The organism is Amycolatopsis xylanica, assembly GCF_900107045.1.
GTDB lineage: Bacteria > Actinomycetota > Actinomycetes > Mycobacteriales > Pseudonocardiaceae > Amycolatopsis > Amycolatopsis xylanica.
The window spans coordinates 539,447-554,511 of record NZ_FNON01000003.1; the positions used below are offsets into that span (position 1 = coordinate 539,447).

Sequence of the window (15,065 nt, forward strand, 5' to 3'; positions counted from 1 at the left end):
CCTGAATATAACTGTGTTACCGGAAAGTGAGGATCCAACTGGCGCTGATTGGGTACAACGTTACCGAGCTTCTTCTCGAATATTTTCTTCGCTAATGCTGAGCCGCCCAAAGCATTTTCGAAGATGCGCCGAGGTGCCCCGGTCCTATAATGGGAAAGCCGAAGACGCTGAGGAGACCACGAAATGTCGCGACCCAGCACCTTCCCTGAGGCATTCCAACTGACCGTGGCGGCACACCCTGACGCGGTGGCGCTGCGCACGCCTGGGGATACAGTTCAACTCACCTGGAAGCAGTACGGCGACGAGGTGCGCCGGATCTCGTCCGGCTTGGCGGCGCTGGGTTTGCGGCGGGGCGACACGTTCGCCGCGATGCTGACCAACCGCCCCGAGTTCAACCTGACCGAGGTCGCGGCCTCCCATCTGGGGGCCACCACCTTTTCCATTTACAACACGAGTTCACCGGAGCAGATCCAGTATCTGCTCACCCACTCCGATACGAAGATCATGGTCTGTGAACGGCAATTCGCCGACCAGATCCGGGCTTCCGGAGCCACGCTCGAGCATTTGCTGGTCGTCGAGGACGGCGACCTGGACCGCCTCGAGCCGGCCCCGGATTTCGATTTCGAGGCCACCTGGCGGGCGGTGACGCCCGACGATCTCCTGTGCCTCATCTACACCTCGGGGACGACCGGTCCGCCCAAGGGCGTCGAGCACACCCACCGCGGCTGGCTGCGGATGATCGACGCGATGGCCACCATCTGGCCGATGGAACCGGGCGACACGACGATCTCCTATCTCCCGTCCAGCCACTCGGGCGACCGGTTCTTCCGGCACTACTACCCCATCGCCAGCGGCGGCCAGGTCACCTGCCTGGCCGAGCTGGGCAAGCTGGCGGAGACGATCGCCGAGCTGCACCCGACGACTTTCGCCGCCGTGCCAAGGACTTGGGAGAAACTCAAGGCGGGCGTCGAGCGGGAACTGCTGGCAGACCCCGAATCCGCGGCCGCGTTCGAAGCGGGCGACCCGGAGTTCCTGGCGTCGATCCGCGTCAAGACCGGGTTCGACAAGCTGAAGTGGGCACTCACCGGCACGGCCGCGATCCCTGAGCATGTCTATGGCTTCTGGGAAAAGCTCGGTGCGGCGGTCAGCGTCGGCTGGGGCATGTCGGAGTGCGGTTTCGGCTCCGGCTCGTCGCCGTCGGAGTCGAAGATCGGCACTATCGGGCAGCTCGCTCCCGGCGCCGAGGCAAAGCTGGCCGAGGACGGCGAGCTACTGGTACGCATGCCGTGGATGATGCGGGGCTACCGCAAGGATCCCGAGAAGACCGCTGAGGCGCTGGACCCGAACGGCTGGCTGCGCACCGGGGATCTGGCCACGGTGGACGACGAGGGCAACTACCGGATCATCGGCCGTAAGAAGGAACTGATCGTCAACTCCGGCGGGAAGAACATGTCGCCGAGCAACATCGAGCACGCGATCTCGGCGGGCTCGCCGTTGATCGGGCCGATGATGGCCGTCGGGGACAACAGGCCGTACAACGTCGCGCTGATCACGCTGGATCCGGAGGCGGCGGCCGCGTTCGCCGCCGAAGCCGCCATCGCGGTGGACGCGGCCGTGCTGGCCAAGGACGAGCGCGTGCTGGCGGAGATCACGGCCAGTGTGCATGCCGGGAACCTGAAACTTTCACGCATCGAACAGATCAAGCGATTCGTCGTGCTACCGAGGTTCTGGGCGGCGGGCGGGGACGAGCTGACCTCCAACCTGAAACTCAAGCGCGCGGCCATCTCCGAGAAGTACGCGACCGAAATCGACGCGCTCTATGCGCCGAACGGCTGATATGCCCCACGAACGCGAGATTGCCTTCCCACGGTGTGAACGGGAAGGCAATCTTGTTGACAGACCGGGGAGCAGTACGCACCACCCGCAATCCAGGAGTGGTTTTCCCGGTTCCGCGGCTGCATTATTTATCTAGCCCCCCGGGCAATGCTCACCACATCAACCAGGAGGAATCCATGTTCGACATCACCAAGGTCTCCGACGCCGAACTGCTCGCCACCGCGGGTGCCGCCACCGTCGAGTTCGCTCTCTCGGCCGTCGCGCCGTCGGTCATGACCGGTGAGCCCTGCGACTGATCTTCAGTTCGCGCAAGACGCACTCCTGGCGGCTATCCAGGAGTGAGCCTTACCCGATCTTCTGCCGCGATACCCCCATATTCCAGGAGGACATCATGTTCGACATCACCAAGGTTTCCGACGCCGAGCTGCTCGCCACCGCGGGTGCCGAGACCGTCGAGTTCGCCCTGTCGGCCGTCGCGCCGTCGGTCATGACCGGTGAGCCCTGCGACTGATTTCGTCGCAGCAGCACAACCGTTCCCACCGCCGGCTTATTCCCTAATGGGAGCAATCCAGAAGGGGGTTTCCCGAGCCGGATGACGCATCATTGAACTTAGGCAAGCCCCAACATCAAGGAGAACATCATGTTCGACATCACCAAGGTTTCCGACGCCGAGCTGCTCGCCACCGCGGGTGCCGAGACCGTCGAGTTCGCTCTCTCGGCCGTCGCGCCGTCGGTCATGACCGGTGAGCCCTGCGACTGATCGTAGCTCTCGCACGCTAAAGCGATTGTTGGGGTGTTGCCGTTCCCGCGGCAACACCCCTTCATTCTACGAAGGAATCTTCGATGACGCAATCCACCACCGCCATCGAGCCGGCGTCCGCGGCAGGCTCGGTCTTGGGCTCCTTGCTGATCGGTGTCTGTGGCTCCAGCTGTGCGACGTCGGCTGCGCAACTGATCGAGGAAGCCTTGACCTACACACCCGACGTCACCGTCGTGGCGACGCCGACCGCGTGCAACCTGTTCCTGAGCGAACAGCTTCCGGTGAACGTGTACACCGACACGGACTGGTCCGATGTCCCCCTGCACGTGAAACTCCTGGAACGCACCGACACCTTCATCGTCGCGCCGACGACCGCGACGACCTTCGCCAAAGCCGTGTCCGGCATGGCGGACACCCTCGTGACGGCCTTGATCCTGGCACACGGACCCGGTATTTATTTCCAGCCGTGCATGAACGCGTGGATGTGGAACAGCCCCTCGATGCGCCGCACGATCGGCACATTGCGCGGTGACGGGCATTTCGTGCTCGAGCCGCCGCCCAACACTTCCCGCGCCAGCAGGGATCTCGGCTCCGGCGTCGGCGCGGTGCCCGGCACCGTGATGCCCGACGTCACGGCGCACAAGTTGGGCATTCAGCAAGCTCAGAGATGAGCCTCGGATGTCCTAGCCCCTAACGTTCTTGATATCGACCGAACGAAGGAGCTACTGCCATGCCGAAGGTTTCGTGGAACAGCGCCACGCAGGTCGAGGAACTCGGCCCCGTGAGGGACCGCTACGAGGTCCTCGAGGGTTATTCCGCCAACTTCACCATTTTCGACGAGGACATCGACGCGACCAAGCTGCTCAAGGGCTTGCCCCAGGACCAGTGTCAGTGCCCGCACTGGGGCTACGTCATCAAGGGCCGGATGACCGTGCTGACCGCCGACGGCGAAGAGGTCTACGAAGCGGGTGACGCGTTCTACACCCCCGCCGGCCACGCTCCGTCGCAGCACCAGGCAGGCACCGAGGTCATCATGTTCAGCCCCGAGGCCGAGCTGAACAAGACCAGCAAGGCCGTCGCCGCCAACGCGGAAGAAGAAGGCCTGCACGTGCTGAAGACGGAACGCCAGCCCGGCGCCGACGACTAGCCGTCCCCATTTCGAGGAGACCCCAGTGTTTGACGTGATCGTCATCGGCGGGGGGCCGGCCGGTCTCTCAGCTGCTCTCACTCTCGGCCGCGCGCTCCGGCGCGCGCTGTTGATCGACTCCGGTGAGTACCGCAACGAGCGGGCTTCCAACATGCACAACTTCGTCACGCGCGACGGCACGCCTCCCCCGGAGTTCCGTGCCATCGCCCGCGACGAGCTCAAGCAGTACCCGACCGTCGAGACCCGCAGCGTGAGCGTCGAAGACGCCAAGCAGGTCGACGGCGGGTTCGAGCTGACGCTGGGCGACGGTTCGGCCGTCCAGACACGGCGCCTGATCTTCGCGACAGGCCTGCAGGACGACCTGCCCCAGATCGAAGGTTTCGCGGACCTGTGGGGCCGCAGCATCTTCCACTGCCCGTACTGCCACGGCTACGAGGACGCCCGCGACAAGCCGATCGCGGTGCTGTTCAACGACCCGATCATGATCGAGCTCGCGCTGCACCTGCGCCGGTTCAGCACCGACGTGGTGCTGCTCGCCGACGGCCGAGGCGACGAGATCGACGAGACGGCCCGCGGCAGGCTCGCCGACGCCGACCTCCCGGTCCGCGAGGAGAAGATCGCCCGCCTCGACGCCGTCGACGAGCGGCTGGACCGGATCGTCTTCGAGTCGGGCGAACCACTCGCCCGTACCGGCATCTTCGCCGTCGGCAAGTACCTGCAGCGGTCCAAGCTGCCGGAACAGCTGGGCTGCAAGATGACCCCGGACGGCTGTGTGGAGATCGACGACTTCCAGGTGACCAGCGTCCCCGGCGTCTACGCGGCAGGCGACATGGCACACCGGCCGACGCTGCCGATGGCGATGCCGTTCGTCACCAACGCGGTGTCCAGCGGCATGATGGCGGGCATCGCGTCCGACAAGAACCTGGTCTTCACCGACACCGCTCCGCGTTCCGCGTAGCACCAGCCAGGAAACCCGGGTTGACCGTTCACTGTGGACGGTCGGCCCGGGTTCCGTCGTTTCGGAGGTTTCCATGAACTTGCCCGAGGTGGTATCCCGGGAAGAATGGCTCGACGCCAGGAGGAAGTTCCTCGAGGAGGAAAAGGCCTTCACGCGCGCCAGGGACGAGCTGAACGCCAACCGCCGCAGGCTGCCGATGGTACGCATCGAGAAGGACTACGTGTTCCACGGTCCTGACGGTGATCTGGGCCTGCCCGAGCTGTTCGACGGACGGCGCCAGCTGATCGTGTACCACTTCATGTTCCACCCGGACTGGGACGCGGGCTGCCGCGGCTGCTCGAAGGTCACCGACCACATTGGACACCTCGCGCACCTGCACGCGCGTGACACGAACCTGGTGCTGGTGTCGCGGGCGCCGTTCGCGAAACTCGCTGCTTTCAAGGAGCGGATGGGCTGGACCGTGCCGTGGTTCTCTTCGCACGGTGGTGACTTCAACTACGACTTCCATGTGACGCTGGACGAGTCCGTGAAGCCGGTCGAGTACAACTACCGGCGTTCGCCTGAGATCAGCGGGGACCGGTCTGGGCTGAGCGTGTTCCTGCGTGACGGGGAGGACGTCTTTCACACGTACTCGACTTATGCGCGTGGTACGGATTTGCTGACGAGCACGTCAAACTATCTCGATCTGACTCCGCTGGGCAGGCAAGAGCACTGGGAGCTGCCTGCTGGGCGGAGTAACTCCGGGCCTGGGGAATGGTGGCGGCTGCACGACGAGTACTAGGGTTCGCGCGCTCTTGCGGGTGGCTGTTGGTCTTGGTGCGTCCCGTCCCGGGCTGTATGAAGGCTCCCCTCATCCAGCCCGACTTGTATGAAGGCTCCCCTCATCCAGCCCGACTTGTATGAAGGCTCCCCTCATCCAGCCTGGTTGTATGAAGGCTCCCTTCATCCGCCTACACGTGATGAAGGCTCCCCTCATACGGCCGGACTTGGATGAGGGGAGCCTTCATACAGGTCGGCTTGGGTGAGGGCCTCCCTCACCCAGCCACTCGGGTCAGGGCCTCCCTCACCCAAGCCGGACCACGCCCACAGCCCCGCCGCAGCAAGTGGTCGTGAGTGTTGCGGCTGGTTATTGAGGGGCAGGCCGGATATGGCGTGTACCGAGGCTGGCCGGTGGATTTCCTTGGCCGAGTCCGAGGTGGTTGCGCAGCGAAGCGAGGGTGCCCTTGAGTGCGTAGTAAGCACTCGGGGGTCCCCTCGCTGCACGACCAAACTCGGATCAGGGCACCACCCGCGCGAGTGGTACCTCTGCTGCATCCAACGGAGCAGAAGTACCACTCGCGCAAGCCTTGTCAGGCTGGAGCCCCCGCCCCACCAGGTGGGGTCGTGAGTGTTTAGGCCGGTTAGAACCGGCCGCAACACTCACGACCCCTTAGGCCACACCGCTGTCGGGCAGGTCCAGCCACCACTGGCTCGCACGCGCCCACTCGATCGTCTTGATCAGGCCATCGCGCAAGGTCGTCTCACACGTCCAGCCGAGCACCTCGCGCGCCTTGGTCGCGTCGGGGACGCGCCGGGACAGGTCCTCGTACGCCGGGCCGACGCGGACGGCCGTGTCGACCTCGGTGCGCGGCTCCGGGGCGCCGGTGAGCTCGGCGATCAGCCGGACGACCTCGCCGACCGTCGTCTCGGTCATCGAGCCGATGTTGAACGACTCGCCCGCGGCGGCCGGGTGGGTCGCGGCGAGGATCGTGCCGTCGATCGCGTCGTCGATGTAGGTGAAGCAGCGGGTCTGGACGCCGCGGTCGTAGACGACCATCGGCTGCCGGTTGAGCGCGCGGTGCACCGAACGGCTCACGATGTACGCGGGGCGCTGGCGCGGGCCGAAGACGTTGAAATACCTGATGATCCGGGCGTCGAGCCCATGATGAGCGGCGAACGCGAACGTCAGGTGCTCGGCCAGCGCCTTCGAGGTCGAGTACGACCAGCGAGCGGCCGACGTGGCGCCCAGCACGCGGTCGCTGTCCTCGCGCCACGGCACCGCGGGGTTCTTGCCGAACACCTCGCTGGTGCTGCTGAGCACCACGCGCGCGCCCGCGCGATGCGCGAGCTCGAGCACGTTGCGGGTGCCGAGGAAGTTGACGTCGACCACGTCGAGCGGGCTCGACAGGTACTTGTCGACGCCGACCACGGCGGCCAGGTGGTAGACGACCTCGGTGCCCGTGCCGAGCGCGCCGGCGAGGTCGGGCAGGTTCCGGATGTCGCCCGTGACGTAGCGGACGCCTTCGACCGGGTGCGCTGGCGCGAGACCGTCGAACACGGTGACCTCGTCGCCGCGCGCGACCAGCCGCTCCACGAGATGGCTGCCGACGAACCCGCAGCCGCCGGTGACCACGGCGCGGCTCATCGGCCGATCCCGCGGTACGCGTAGCCCAGCGACCTCAGCTCGGCGATCTTTTCCTTGCTGTAGTAGGCACGACCGTCGAGCACGAGGCAGCCGCCGGCCACCGGCAGCGCCGCGAAGTCGATGCCTTCGAACTCCCGATGCAGCGCGAGCACGGCGATGCAGTCCACGCCGTCGACGGCCTCCTCGAGGCTCGGCGAGAGCCCGATGCCGTACATCTGCTCGACGCGCTCGGGATCGACCAGCGGGTCGTACAACCGGACCTGGGCGCCCGCCTTCGCCAGCGTCTCGGCGACGCCCTGGGTCGGGGTCGCGCGCAGGTCGCCGGTGTTGTTCTTGAAGGCCAGCCCGAGCACGGCGACCTTGGCCGACGCCGGGTCCTTGCCGAGGGTCACCAGCTCGTCGACGATCACCTGGGCGGTGTACTCCGGCATGCCCGAGTTGACCTCGCGCCCGGTCACCGCCGTCCTGATGTCCACCCCGAGCCGGTCGGCCGAGCGCCAGACCATCCACGGGTCCTTGGTCAGGCACGAGCCGCCGACGCCGACGCTCGGGAGCAGGACGTTGACGTTGCCGGCGCCCTTGGGGATCGTGTTGGTCGCGCTGATCACGTCGAGCACGTCGACGCCGTAGAGCGAGCAGAACTTGGCGAGCTCGTTGGCGAGTGCGATGTTGACGTCGATCCACCAGTTGCTCGCCAGCTTGACGATCTCCGCCGACTCCAGCGAGTCGTGCGGGATCACCTCGACGCCCAGCGCGCCGCGCCAGAACGCGGCCGCGGCCGCGGCGCTCTCCGCGCCGAGCCCGCCGACGACGATCGGGAACGTCCGCAGCTCGCGCAGCGCGGTGCCCTCGGCGAGCCGTTCCGGGGTGTACGCGAGCCCGAAGTCGACCTCGCCGATCAGCCCGCTCTCCTCCAGCAGCGGCAGCACGATTTCGCGGGTGGTGCCGGGCGGGACCGTGCTCTTGAGCACGATCAGCTGGCCCTTGCGCAGGTGACGGCTGAGCTCGGCGCACGCGGCGCGCAGCTGCTCGTCGGCGAGCGAGCCGTCTTCGAGCACCGGGGTGCCGACGCTGATCAGCACGACGTCGGCGTCCGCGAGGCCGGCCGGGTCGGTGCTCACCCGCAGCGTGCCCGCGCCGAGGCCGTCGAAGATCAGTTTCGCCAGCCCCTCCTCCTGGAACCGGCAATGCCCCCTGGCCAGCTCCTCCGGCAACCGGGGATCGGTGTCGACGGCGAGCACGTCGAAGCCGCGATCCGCCAGCGTCGCGGCGATGCACGAGCCGACATAGCCGAAGCCGATGACCGCCACCGAAAGTTTTTCGCGGCCGGACAGAAAACGCATGTGCGTCCCCAATCGATAGTGTCCGTTTCGATACTGGTGCGGTCGGCGGCGCCGCCGCTTCTTGTGCCTTGCCTGGCTCGGCGTCAGCGGCGGGTTCCGACGAAGAGCCCGCGCCCGAGCGGGCCGCCTTCGACGTATTCGGCGTCGATTCCGGCCTGTGCGAACGCCTTTTCATAGCGTGCCTGCTCGAACAGCGAGAGCAGGCCGACCTCGGTCACGTGCCGGAGCCCGCGTTCGGCGTCCGCGATGGCCATGTGGACGGTGATCTTCGTGGCGTCGCCCTCCCTGACCGAATGGGAGAGCCGGACCATCTTGCGTCCGTCTACTTCGGACACTCCACTCGCGACATAACCGTCGATGAAGTTCTCGGGGAACCACCATGGCTCCACCACCAGCGTGCCACCGGTGACGAGGTGCTCGGCGAAGCAGCGCGCGGTCGCGTCGAGGCCGTCCGGCCCGCCGACGTGGCCGATCGAGCTGAACATGCACGTGACGGCGTCGAACTTCCGGCCGAGGTGGAAGTCGCGCATATCTCCTTGGTGCAGCGTGAGTTCCGGGTAGTGCACCCGGCCGAACTTGACCATGCCCTCGGACAGTTCGACGCCCTCGCTGTGCGCGAAGAGCTGGTTGAACCGCCGCAGATGCGCGCCGGTGCCGCAGGCGACGTCGAGCAGCGAGTCGGCGCCCGGCGTCCGTTCGCGGATCAGCCGGGTGATGTCTTCAGCCTCGGCCGCGTAATCCTTGCCCTGGCCTTCGTAATAGGACACATAGACTTCGGAGAATTCGTCACCGTACATGATATCGATCGTCACATCGGCGCCCCGGCGGCACATCTCGCGGCATGCTCAGTCCGCGCAACCTCAGAGATGCGGCATGATTCGCGCGCGCGGACCATGGCAAGCGTGAAACACGACCTCGACGACCTGGCCCTGTTCGGCGGGCGGAAGGCGTTCCTGACGCCGTTGCACACCAACCGCCCCAACCTGATCGATCGAGCGCGCCTGTTCGACAGGCTGAATTGGGCGCTGGACAACCAGTGGCTGTCCAACGGCGGCCCGCTGGTGCTGGAGTTCGAGGACCGGGTCGCCGAGATCGCCGGCGTCTCGCACTGCGTCGCCACCTGCAACGCCACGGTCGCGCTGCAGCTGCTGGTGCACGCCGCCGGGCTGACCGGCGAGGTGATCATGCCGTCGCTGACCTTCGCCGCCACCGCGCACGCCGTGCGCTGGCTCGGCCTGGAGCCGGTGTTCTGCGACATCGACCCGGCGACCAGCTGCCTCGACCCGAAGCTGGTGGCCGCGGCGATCACGCCGCGCACGTCGGCGATCTTCGGCGTGCACCTCTGGGGCAGGCCGTGCGCGGTCGACGAGCTGGAGAAAGTGGCCGCGGACAACGGGATCCCGGTGTTCTTCGACGCCGCGCACGCGATCGGCTGCACCACCGAGGGCAGGCTGATCGGCGGTTTCGGCGCGGCGGAGGTGTTCAGCTTCCACGCCACGAAGGTGACGGGCGCGTTCGAGGGCGGCGCCGTCGTCACCAATGATCCCGAGCTGGCCGACCGGGTGCGCGCGCTGCACAACTTCGGCAAGGGGCTGAAGACCGTCGTCGACGCGGGCGGCACCAACGGGAAGATGAGCGAGGCCGCCGCGGCCATGGGCCTGACGTCACTCGACGCCTTTCCCGACACCGTGCGGCACAACAGGTCCAATTACGATCTTTATCTCGCCGAACTCGGCCCGATCGACGGCCTGAGCTTTTTCACTCATGACACCGAAGAAAGCAACAACTTTCAGTACGTGATCATGAACGTCGACGAACGGGTCACTGGAATTTCGCGTGATCTGCTGCTCGAATTGCTCAAGGCCGAGAACGCGATCGCGCTCACCCCGATCGGCTCGCCCGCCTGCCATCAGCTGGAGCCGTACCGCTCGCGCGGGCCGGTGCACCTGCCACACACCGAGGCGATGGTGGCCAGGGTGATCGCGCTGCCGAGCGGTTCGTCGGTGTCCCGTGAAGAGATCAGGCGCGTCTGCGCGCTCATCCGGTTCGCGGTCGCGCACGGCGCCGCAGTGACCTCCCGACGGAAGGACACCCCATGACCGCGTTCTGGACCGCTCCCGACCCGCGCGCCGCCCTGCGCGAGCTGCTGAGCACGGCCTACCCGCGCGCGGTCGCCGACGCGGACCTGCTGCTCTCGCTCACGCGCAAGTACGGCACCAGCCCGTTCACCACCCTCGAGACCGCCCGGCGCGAGCTGGCCGTCGACCGCGTGGTGTTCGAGCGCCTGCTCGACACGTTCGACCAGGTGCCGGAACTGCGCGCCGCGGTGGTCGCCGGCCCGGCCGGGAAGTATTGGTCGAACACCGTGCTCCCGCTGGAGAGCAAGGGAATCATCGACAACATCCTCGAGCGGCGGACGGTGACCCCGCACATCGTCGCTCTCTACCCCGGCCCGACGTGTATGTTCCGCTGCCACTTCTGCGTGCGCGTGACCGGCGCCCGGTACGAGAACTCCTCGCTGGAGGCCGGGAACGCGATGTTCGCCTCGGTCATCGACGAGATCCCGAACGACAATCCCTACGCCATGTACGTCTCCGGCGGTCTCGAGCCGCTGACGAACCCCGGCCTTGGCGGGCTCATCGCGCGTGCGGCCGGTCGTGGATTCAAGATGGTGTTGTACACCAACGCTTTCGCGCTGACCTCGCAGACGCTCGAGCGGCAGCCCGGGCTGTGGGACCTGCACGCGATACGCACTTCGATGTACGGTCTCAACGACGAGGAGTACGAGGAGACCACCGGCAAGCGCAAGGCTTTCGGCCGGGTGAAGGCGAATCTGCTGAACTTCCAGAAGCTGCGCGCCGCACGTGAACGTCCGGTCCGGCTGGGGTTGAGCTACATCATCCTGCCGGGACGCGCGTCGCGGCTGACGCGGCTGGCCGACTTCATCGCCGAGCTGTCCGACGCGGCGCCCGATCAGCCGATCGACTTCCTCAACCTCCGCGAGGACTACAGCGGCAGGCCCGACGGCAAGCTCCCGCCCGGCGAGCGCGCCGAGCTTCAGGACGCGCTGAACGCGTTCGCCGAGCGTGTCGCTTCGCGGATTCCGTCGCTGAACGTCGACTACGGGTACGCGCTGCACAGCATCCGCTCCGGCACCGAGGCCGAGTTGATCCGGATCAAGCCGTCGACCATGCGGCCCGGCGCGCACATCCAGGCAGGCGTGCAGGTCGACCTCTTGGGTGACGTCTACCTCTACCGCGAGGCGGGTTTCCCGGGCCTCAAGGGGGCCGAGCGGTACATCGCGGGCCGGATCGAGCCCGGCACGACACTGGCCGACGTGGTCGCGAAGTTCGTGGCCGACGACCGCAGGATCGAGCCACGCGACGGCGACGAGTACTTCCTCGACGGCTTCGACCAAGCGCTCACCGCCCGCCTCAACCAGCTCGAGACCGACATGGCCGACGGCTGGCACACCTCTCGGGGGTTCCTCCGCTGAGCCTGGGCATTGGGCTTTTGTATGAAGGCTCCCTTCATCCACGTCTGGCTGGATGAAGGGAGCCTTCATACGTCCGGCCCACGCTGAGGCCCCCGTCACCAAGGGCGGGCTTGGTGACGGGGGCCTCGACGTGGGGCCGATTGATGTGCGGAAGGCCAACTGTGGTGTCTCGCGGGATAAAGCGGGCTTTATCCCGGTCCGGAGTTAAGCCCGCTTTATCCCGGAAAGAGTGAGGGCCGCCCGGGGTCCTGGTTCCCTGGCGGCCCTCACGGTCCAAAGCACCTCAGCTGGCGCGCCCCAGAAGACCGAGCGCGTCGGTCTTGCGCGGAGTCGCCAGGTGCTGCGCGGCGATCTCGTAGTTGTCCAGGTTGTGGTAGTAGCCCGGCCTGGCGTCGAAGATGAAGCTGGTCTCTTCTTCGACGGGACCGTCGGCGAGCGTGGTCTCCCAGTTCTCCAGCGCGGCGGGCATGTCGTACGGCAGCGAGACCAGGTCGCTCTGGTACCACTCGAGGCCGTTGCGCTCCGAGAGGTACCAGCCCTTGGGGAGGTCGCCGTCCGGAATGACGTAGACCTGCCGCGACCACGACTCGAACTCGTAGAGCGCCGCGGCGAACTTGCGCCACTCGGCCGGGAACATCGGGACCGCGACCTCCTGCCACCATTCGCGGACCAGGTCCTGGAGTTCGGGTTGGCTGTGCAGCGTGCGCAGTGCCTCAGCGATCGCGGGTGATTCGGCGAGCACCGGGATCTTGCTGAGCATCGCGACCGCCAACGGGTCCGACGACTTCTCGAAGTACTCCTTGACGCTGCGGATCGCCTGCGATTGGGTGACGCCGGCGATGTCGTACAGCGGCTGCCAGACGTGGCGCAGGAACTGCTGCTCGCCGAGCACGCGGGCCCAGAAGACGAAGCGCTGCATCTCCAGGTTCTCGGCCAGTGTCGACGTCCTGTTCGCCAGCACGTACTCGAAGTCGTCGTCCTCGCCGCGGATCGTGACGAAGCCGTGCACCTCGCGATGCTCCACATAGGACGTGTTGGGCAGCAGGAGCATCGGGTACACCGCGATGCGCGAGACCTTCTTCGCGAGCCGGTCGTAGCCTGCCAGGAACGACTCCGGCGTCTCGCCCGGCGCGCCCCAGATGAGCTCGCCGTAGCATTCGAGGCCTTCCTCGGCGAGCCAGTCGACCAGGCTTTCCCACTGGTTGACCTTCATGTTCTTGCGGAGCATGTTGGTCAGCGCGGCGTCGTCGAGCGTCTGCAGCGCGAGCGTGAACAGGCTCTGCATGCCGTGCTCTTTGAGCTTGCGCACGATGTTGAAGAACCGGGCCGACTTGTTCTTGGCCCAGCTGGTGATCAGCGCCTCGGGGTAACGGTACTTCTCCTTGGTCTTGATGACCAGCTCGACGAATTCCTCGTCCGCTTCGAGCAGGCCGAAGTTCGAGTCGCAGAGCACGAGCGACGGCGCCTTGTGGTAACCGAAAAGGTCGACTTCCTCGGCGAGACGCTCGGTCGAGAACGACCGCATCTTCTGGCCGGTGGCGCCACCCCAGTAGCAGAACGAGCACTTGTACGGGCAGCCGCGGTTGGTCTCCATCAGCGCGACGTCGTAGCGGAAGTTGCCCGCGCCGTCGGACATCGGGATCGCGCCGGTCAGGAACGGCGACGGGACGACGTCGAGGTCGTTGATGCGGTCGCGGTCGGGCGCGGAATACGGGGTGCCGTCCGGGCGGCGGTAGGACAAGCCCTTGATGTCGACCGGGTCGAAGTCCTCGCCGCGGTGCTCGAGCAGGTAGTGCGTGAGCTCGTGGAAGGTGTGCTCGCCTTCGCCGTTGACGACGACGTCGATCCACGGCATCTCGCGGAAGACGCGCTCGGACTGGTACGCCACGTGGTTGCCGCCGAACACGACGAGCCCGCGCGGGTTGATCTGCTTGAAGGTTTCGGCGAGCGCGCCGAAACTGCGGTAGTTCCAGCCGAGCACCGAGAACGCGAGCACGTCGGGGATGTCACCGCCGAACAGCGCCATCGCCATCTCCTGCAGTTTCTGGCCACCCCGGAAATTGCAGATCTCCGCGACGGCCTCGCCGTCCAGGCTGCGGTCGGCGTCGATCACCGCCTTCAGATAGCCGACGGCCAGCGGCATCGAGTCGACCGGCATGTCCCAAGCACCTTGCTGAACCAGACGGATTTGCAGCATCTTCTCGGCCTCCCTGCTTGCCAACAGCGCACAACGGTAGTCATTCGAGAAGAAATCCACTTCTCCGTGGGTGCCTATTACCACTGCCCCGGGCCACAATTTCTCCGGACGTGCTTAATATGCGGACAAAAGGTAACAAAGGAGAAGAAACTCACCCGGTGGGAGCTAGCCTTGAGCCCGAGAGATCGCTGCGAAACGGAGTGTGGATATGTATGACATCGACGTCGCCGAGGTCTGGGACCCCGTTTACCGGGGACGCGGGCGGGATTACGTGGCGGAGGCGGCCGAGGTCACCGCACTGATCCGGGAACGCAAGCCCGACGCCACCAGCCTGCTCGACGTCGCGTGCGGCACCGGCGAGCACCTACGCAGCTTCCGTGACCAGTTCGACCGGGTCGCGGGTGTCGAACTGTCCGCGGACATGATCGCCGTGGGCCGGGTGCGCTCGCCGGAGCTTTCCCTTACCCAGGGCGACATGCGCACGTTCGACCTCGGCTCCCGGTTCGACGCGATCACGTGCATGTTCAGCTCGGTCGGGCATCTCGACACCCCCGCCGAGCTCGCGATCTCACTCAAGCGGTTCGCCGCGCACCTGGAGCCCGGCGGCGTGGCGATCGTCGAGCCGTGGTGGTTCCCGTCGACGTTCCTCGACGGTTACGTCACCGGCGACATCGTCGAAACCGGCGGCCGGACCATTTCCCGCGTCTCACATTCCTCGCTCGAAGGCGGCAAGAGCCGCGTCCGGATCCATTTCACTGTAGCGAGTCCCGGTGAAGGCATCCACCACTTCACCGAGAGCATCCTCATTTCACTGTTCACGCAGCAAGAGCACGAAGCCGCCTTCGAAGAGGCGGGCTTCGCTGTCGAATACGTCGAAGGCGGCCCTCAGGGTCGCGGCCTGTTCTTAGGTGTACTCAAGTAGGG

General features: G+C 66.2%; 12 protein-coding genes. 8 read left to right on the forward strand and 4 right to left on the reverse strand.

The window, feature by feature from the left end; genetic code table 11:
* The first annotated feature begins 183 nt into the window (after positions 1-183).
* From BLV57_RS16185 to BLV57_RS16205, 5 genes are all read left to right on the forward strand, one after another.
* Positions 184-1,836 (forward strand): AMP-dependent synthetase/ligase, encoded by a 1,653-nt coding sequence (locus tag BLV57_RS16185; RefSeq protein WP_091289568.1) that lies wholly within the window; start codon positions 184-186, stop codon positions 1,834-1,836.
* A gap of 843 nt (positions 1,837-2,679) precedes the next feature.
* Positions 2,680-3,267, forward strand: coding sequence for a flavoprotein (locus BLV57_RS16190; RefSeq protein WP_091289569.1), 588 nt, complete (start codon positions 2,680-2,682; stop codon positions 3,265-3,267).
* Between the two features lie 59 nt (positions 3,268-3,326).
* The gene (locus tag BLV57_RS43270) at positions 3,327-3,743 is read left to right on the forward strand and encodes a cupin domain-containing protein (RefSeq protein ID WP_176968641.1); all 417 of its coding nucleotides are present in this window, start codon (positions 3,327-3,329) and stop codon (positions 3,741-3,743) included.
* Positions 3,744-3,768: 25 nt separating this feature from the next.
* On the forward strand, positions 3,769-4,701 hold the full coding sequence (locus BLV57_RS16200; RefSeq protein ID WP_091289570.1) for an NAD(P)/FAD-dependent oxidoreductase: 933 nt from the start codon (positions 3,769-3,771) through the stop codon (positions 4,699-4,701).
* Between the two features lie 73 nt (positions 4,702-4,774).
* Complete coding sequence (locus tag BLV57_RS16205; RefSeq protein ID WP_091289571.1) at positions 4,775-5,482, forward strand: DUF899 domain-containing protein; 708 nt, start codon at positions 4,775-4,777, stop codon at positions 5,480-5,482.
* A gap of 648 nt (positions 5,483-6,130) precedes the next feature.
* Here the strand turns inward: BLV57_RS16205 and BLV57_RS16210 are convergent.
* The 3 genes from BLV57_RS16210 to BLV57_RS16220 all read right to left on the reverse strand — a co-directional run bounded on the left by BLV57_RS16210 (position 6,131) and on the right by BLV57_RS16220 (position 9,245).
* Positions 6,131-7,105 (reverse strand): NAD-dependent epimerase/dehydratase family protein, encoded by a 975-nt coding sequence (locus tag BLV57_RS16210; RefSeq protein ID WP_091289572.1) that lies wholly within the window; start codon positions 7,103-7,105, stop codon positions 6,131-6,133.
* The gene (locus tag BLV57_RS16215; protein WP_091289573.1) at positions 7,102-8,448 is read right to left on the reverse strand and encodes a nucleotide sugar dehydrogenase; all 1,347 of its coding nucleotides are present in this window, start codon (positions 8,446-8,448) and stop codon (positions 7,102-7,104) included. The genes BLV57_RS16210 and BLV57_RS16215 overlap by 4 nt, the downstream gene beginning before the upstream one ends.
* Positions 8,449-8,531: 83 nt before the next feature.
* Positions 8,532-9,245 carry a class I SAM-dependent methyltransferase gene (locus BLV57_RS16220; RefSeq protein ID WP_091290403.1) on the reverse strand — a complete coding sequence of 238 codons (714 nt, stop codon included), beginning with the start codon at positions 9,243-9,245 and terminating at the stop codon, positions 8,532-8,534.
* 105 nt (positions 9,246-9,350) lie between these two features.
* Here BLV57_RS16220 and BLV57_RS16225 point away from each other — a divergent pair, with 105 nt between their 5' ends.
* Both BLV57_RS16225 and desII read left to right on the forward strand, forming a co-directional pair.
* Positions 9,351-10,547, forward strand: a complete 1,197-nt coding sequence (locus BLV57_RS16225) for an aminotransferase class I/II-fold pyridoxal phosphate-dependent enzyme (protein ID WP_091289574.1) — start codon at positions 9,351-9,353, stop codon at positions 10,545-10,547.
* Entirely contained in the window at positions 10,544-11,944 is a 1,401-nt protein-coding gene (desII, locus tag BLV57_RS16230) for a dTDP-4-amino-4,6-dideoxy-D-glucose ammonia-lyase (RefSeq protein ID WP_091289575.1), read from the forward strand. The genes BLV57_RS16225 and desII overlap by 4 nt, the downstream gene beginning before the upstream one ends.
* A 283-nt stretch (positions 11,945-12,227) precedes the next feature.
* On the opposite strand, the gene BLV57_RS16235 is transcribed toward desII, so the two are convergent.
* On the reverse strand, positions 12,228-14,141 hold the full coding sequence (locus BLV57_RS16235) for a KedN5 family methylcobalamin-dependent radical SAM C-methyltransferase (protein ID WP_091289576.1): 1,914 nt from the start codon (positions 14,139-14,141) through the stop codon (positions 12,228-12,230).
* Positions 14,142-14,349: 208 nt separating this feature from the next.
* Between BLV57_RS16235 and BLV57_RS16240 the strand changes: the two genes are divergently transcribed.
* Positions 14,350-15,063, forward strand: a complete 714-nt coding sequence (locus BLV57_RS16240; protein WP_091289577.1) for a class I SAM-dependent methyltransferase — start codon at positions 14,350-14,352, stop codon at positions 15,061-15,063.
* The last annotated feature ends 2 nt before the right edge of the window (positions 15,064-15,065 follow it).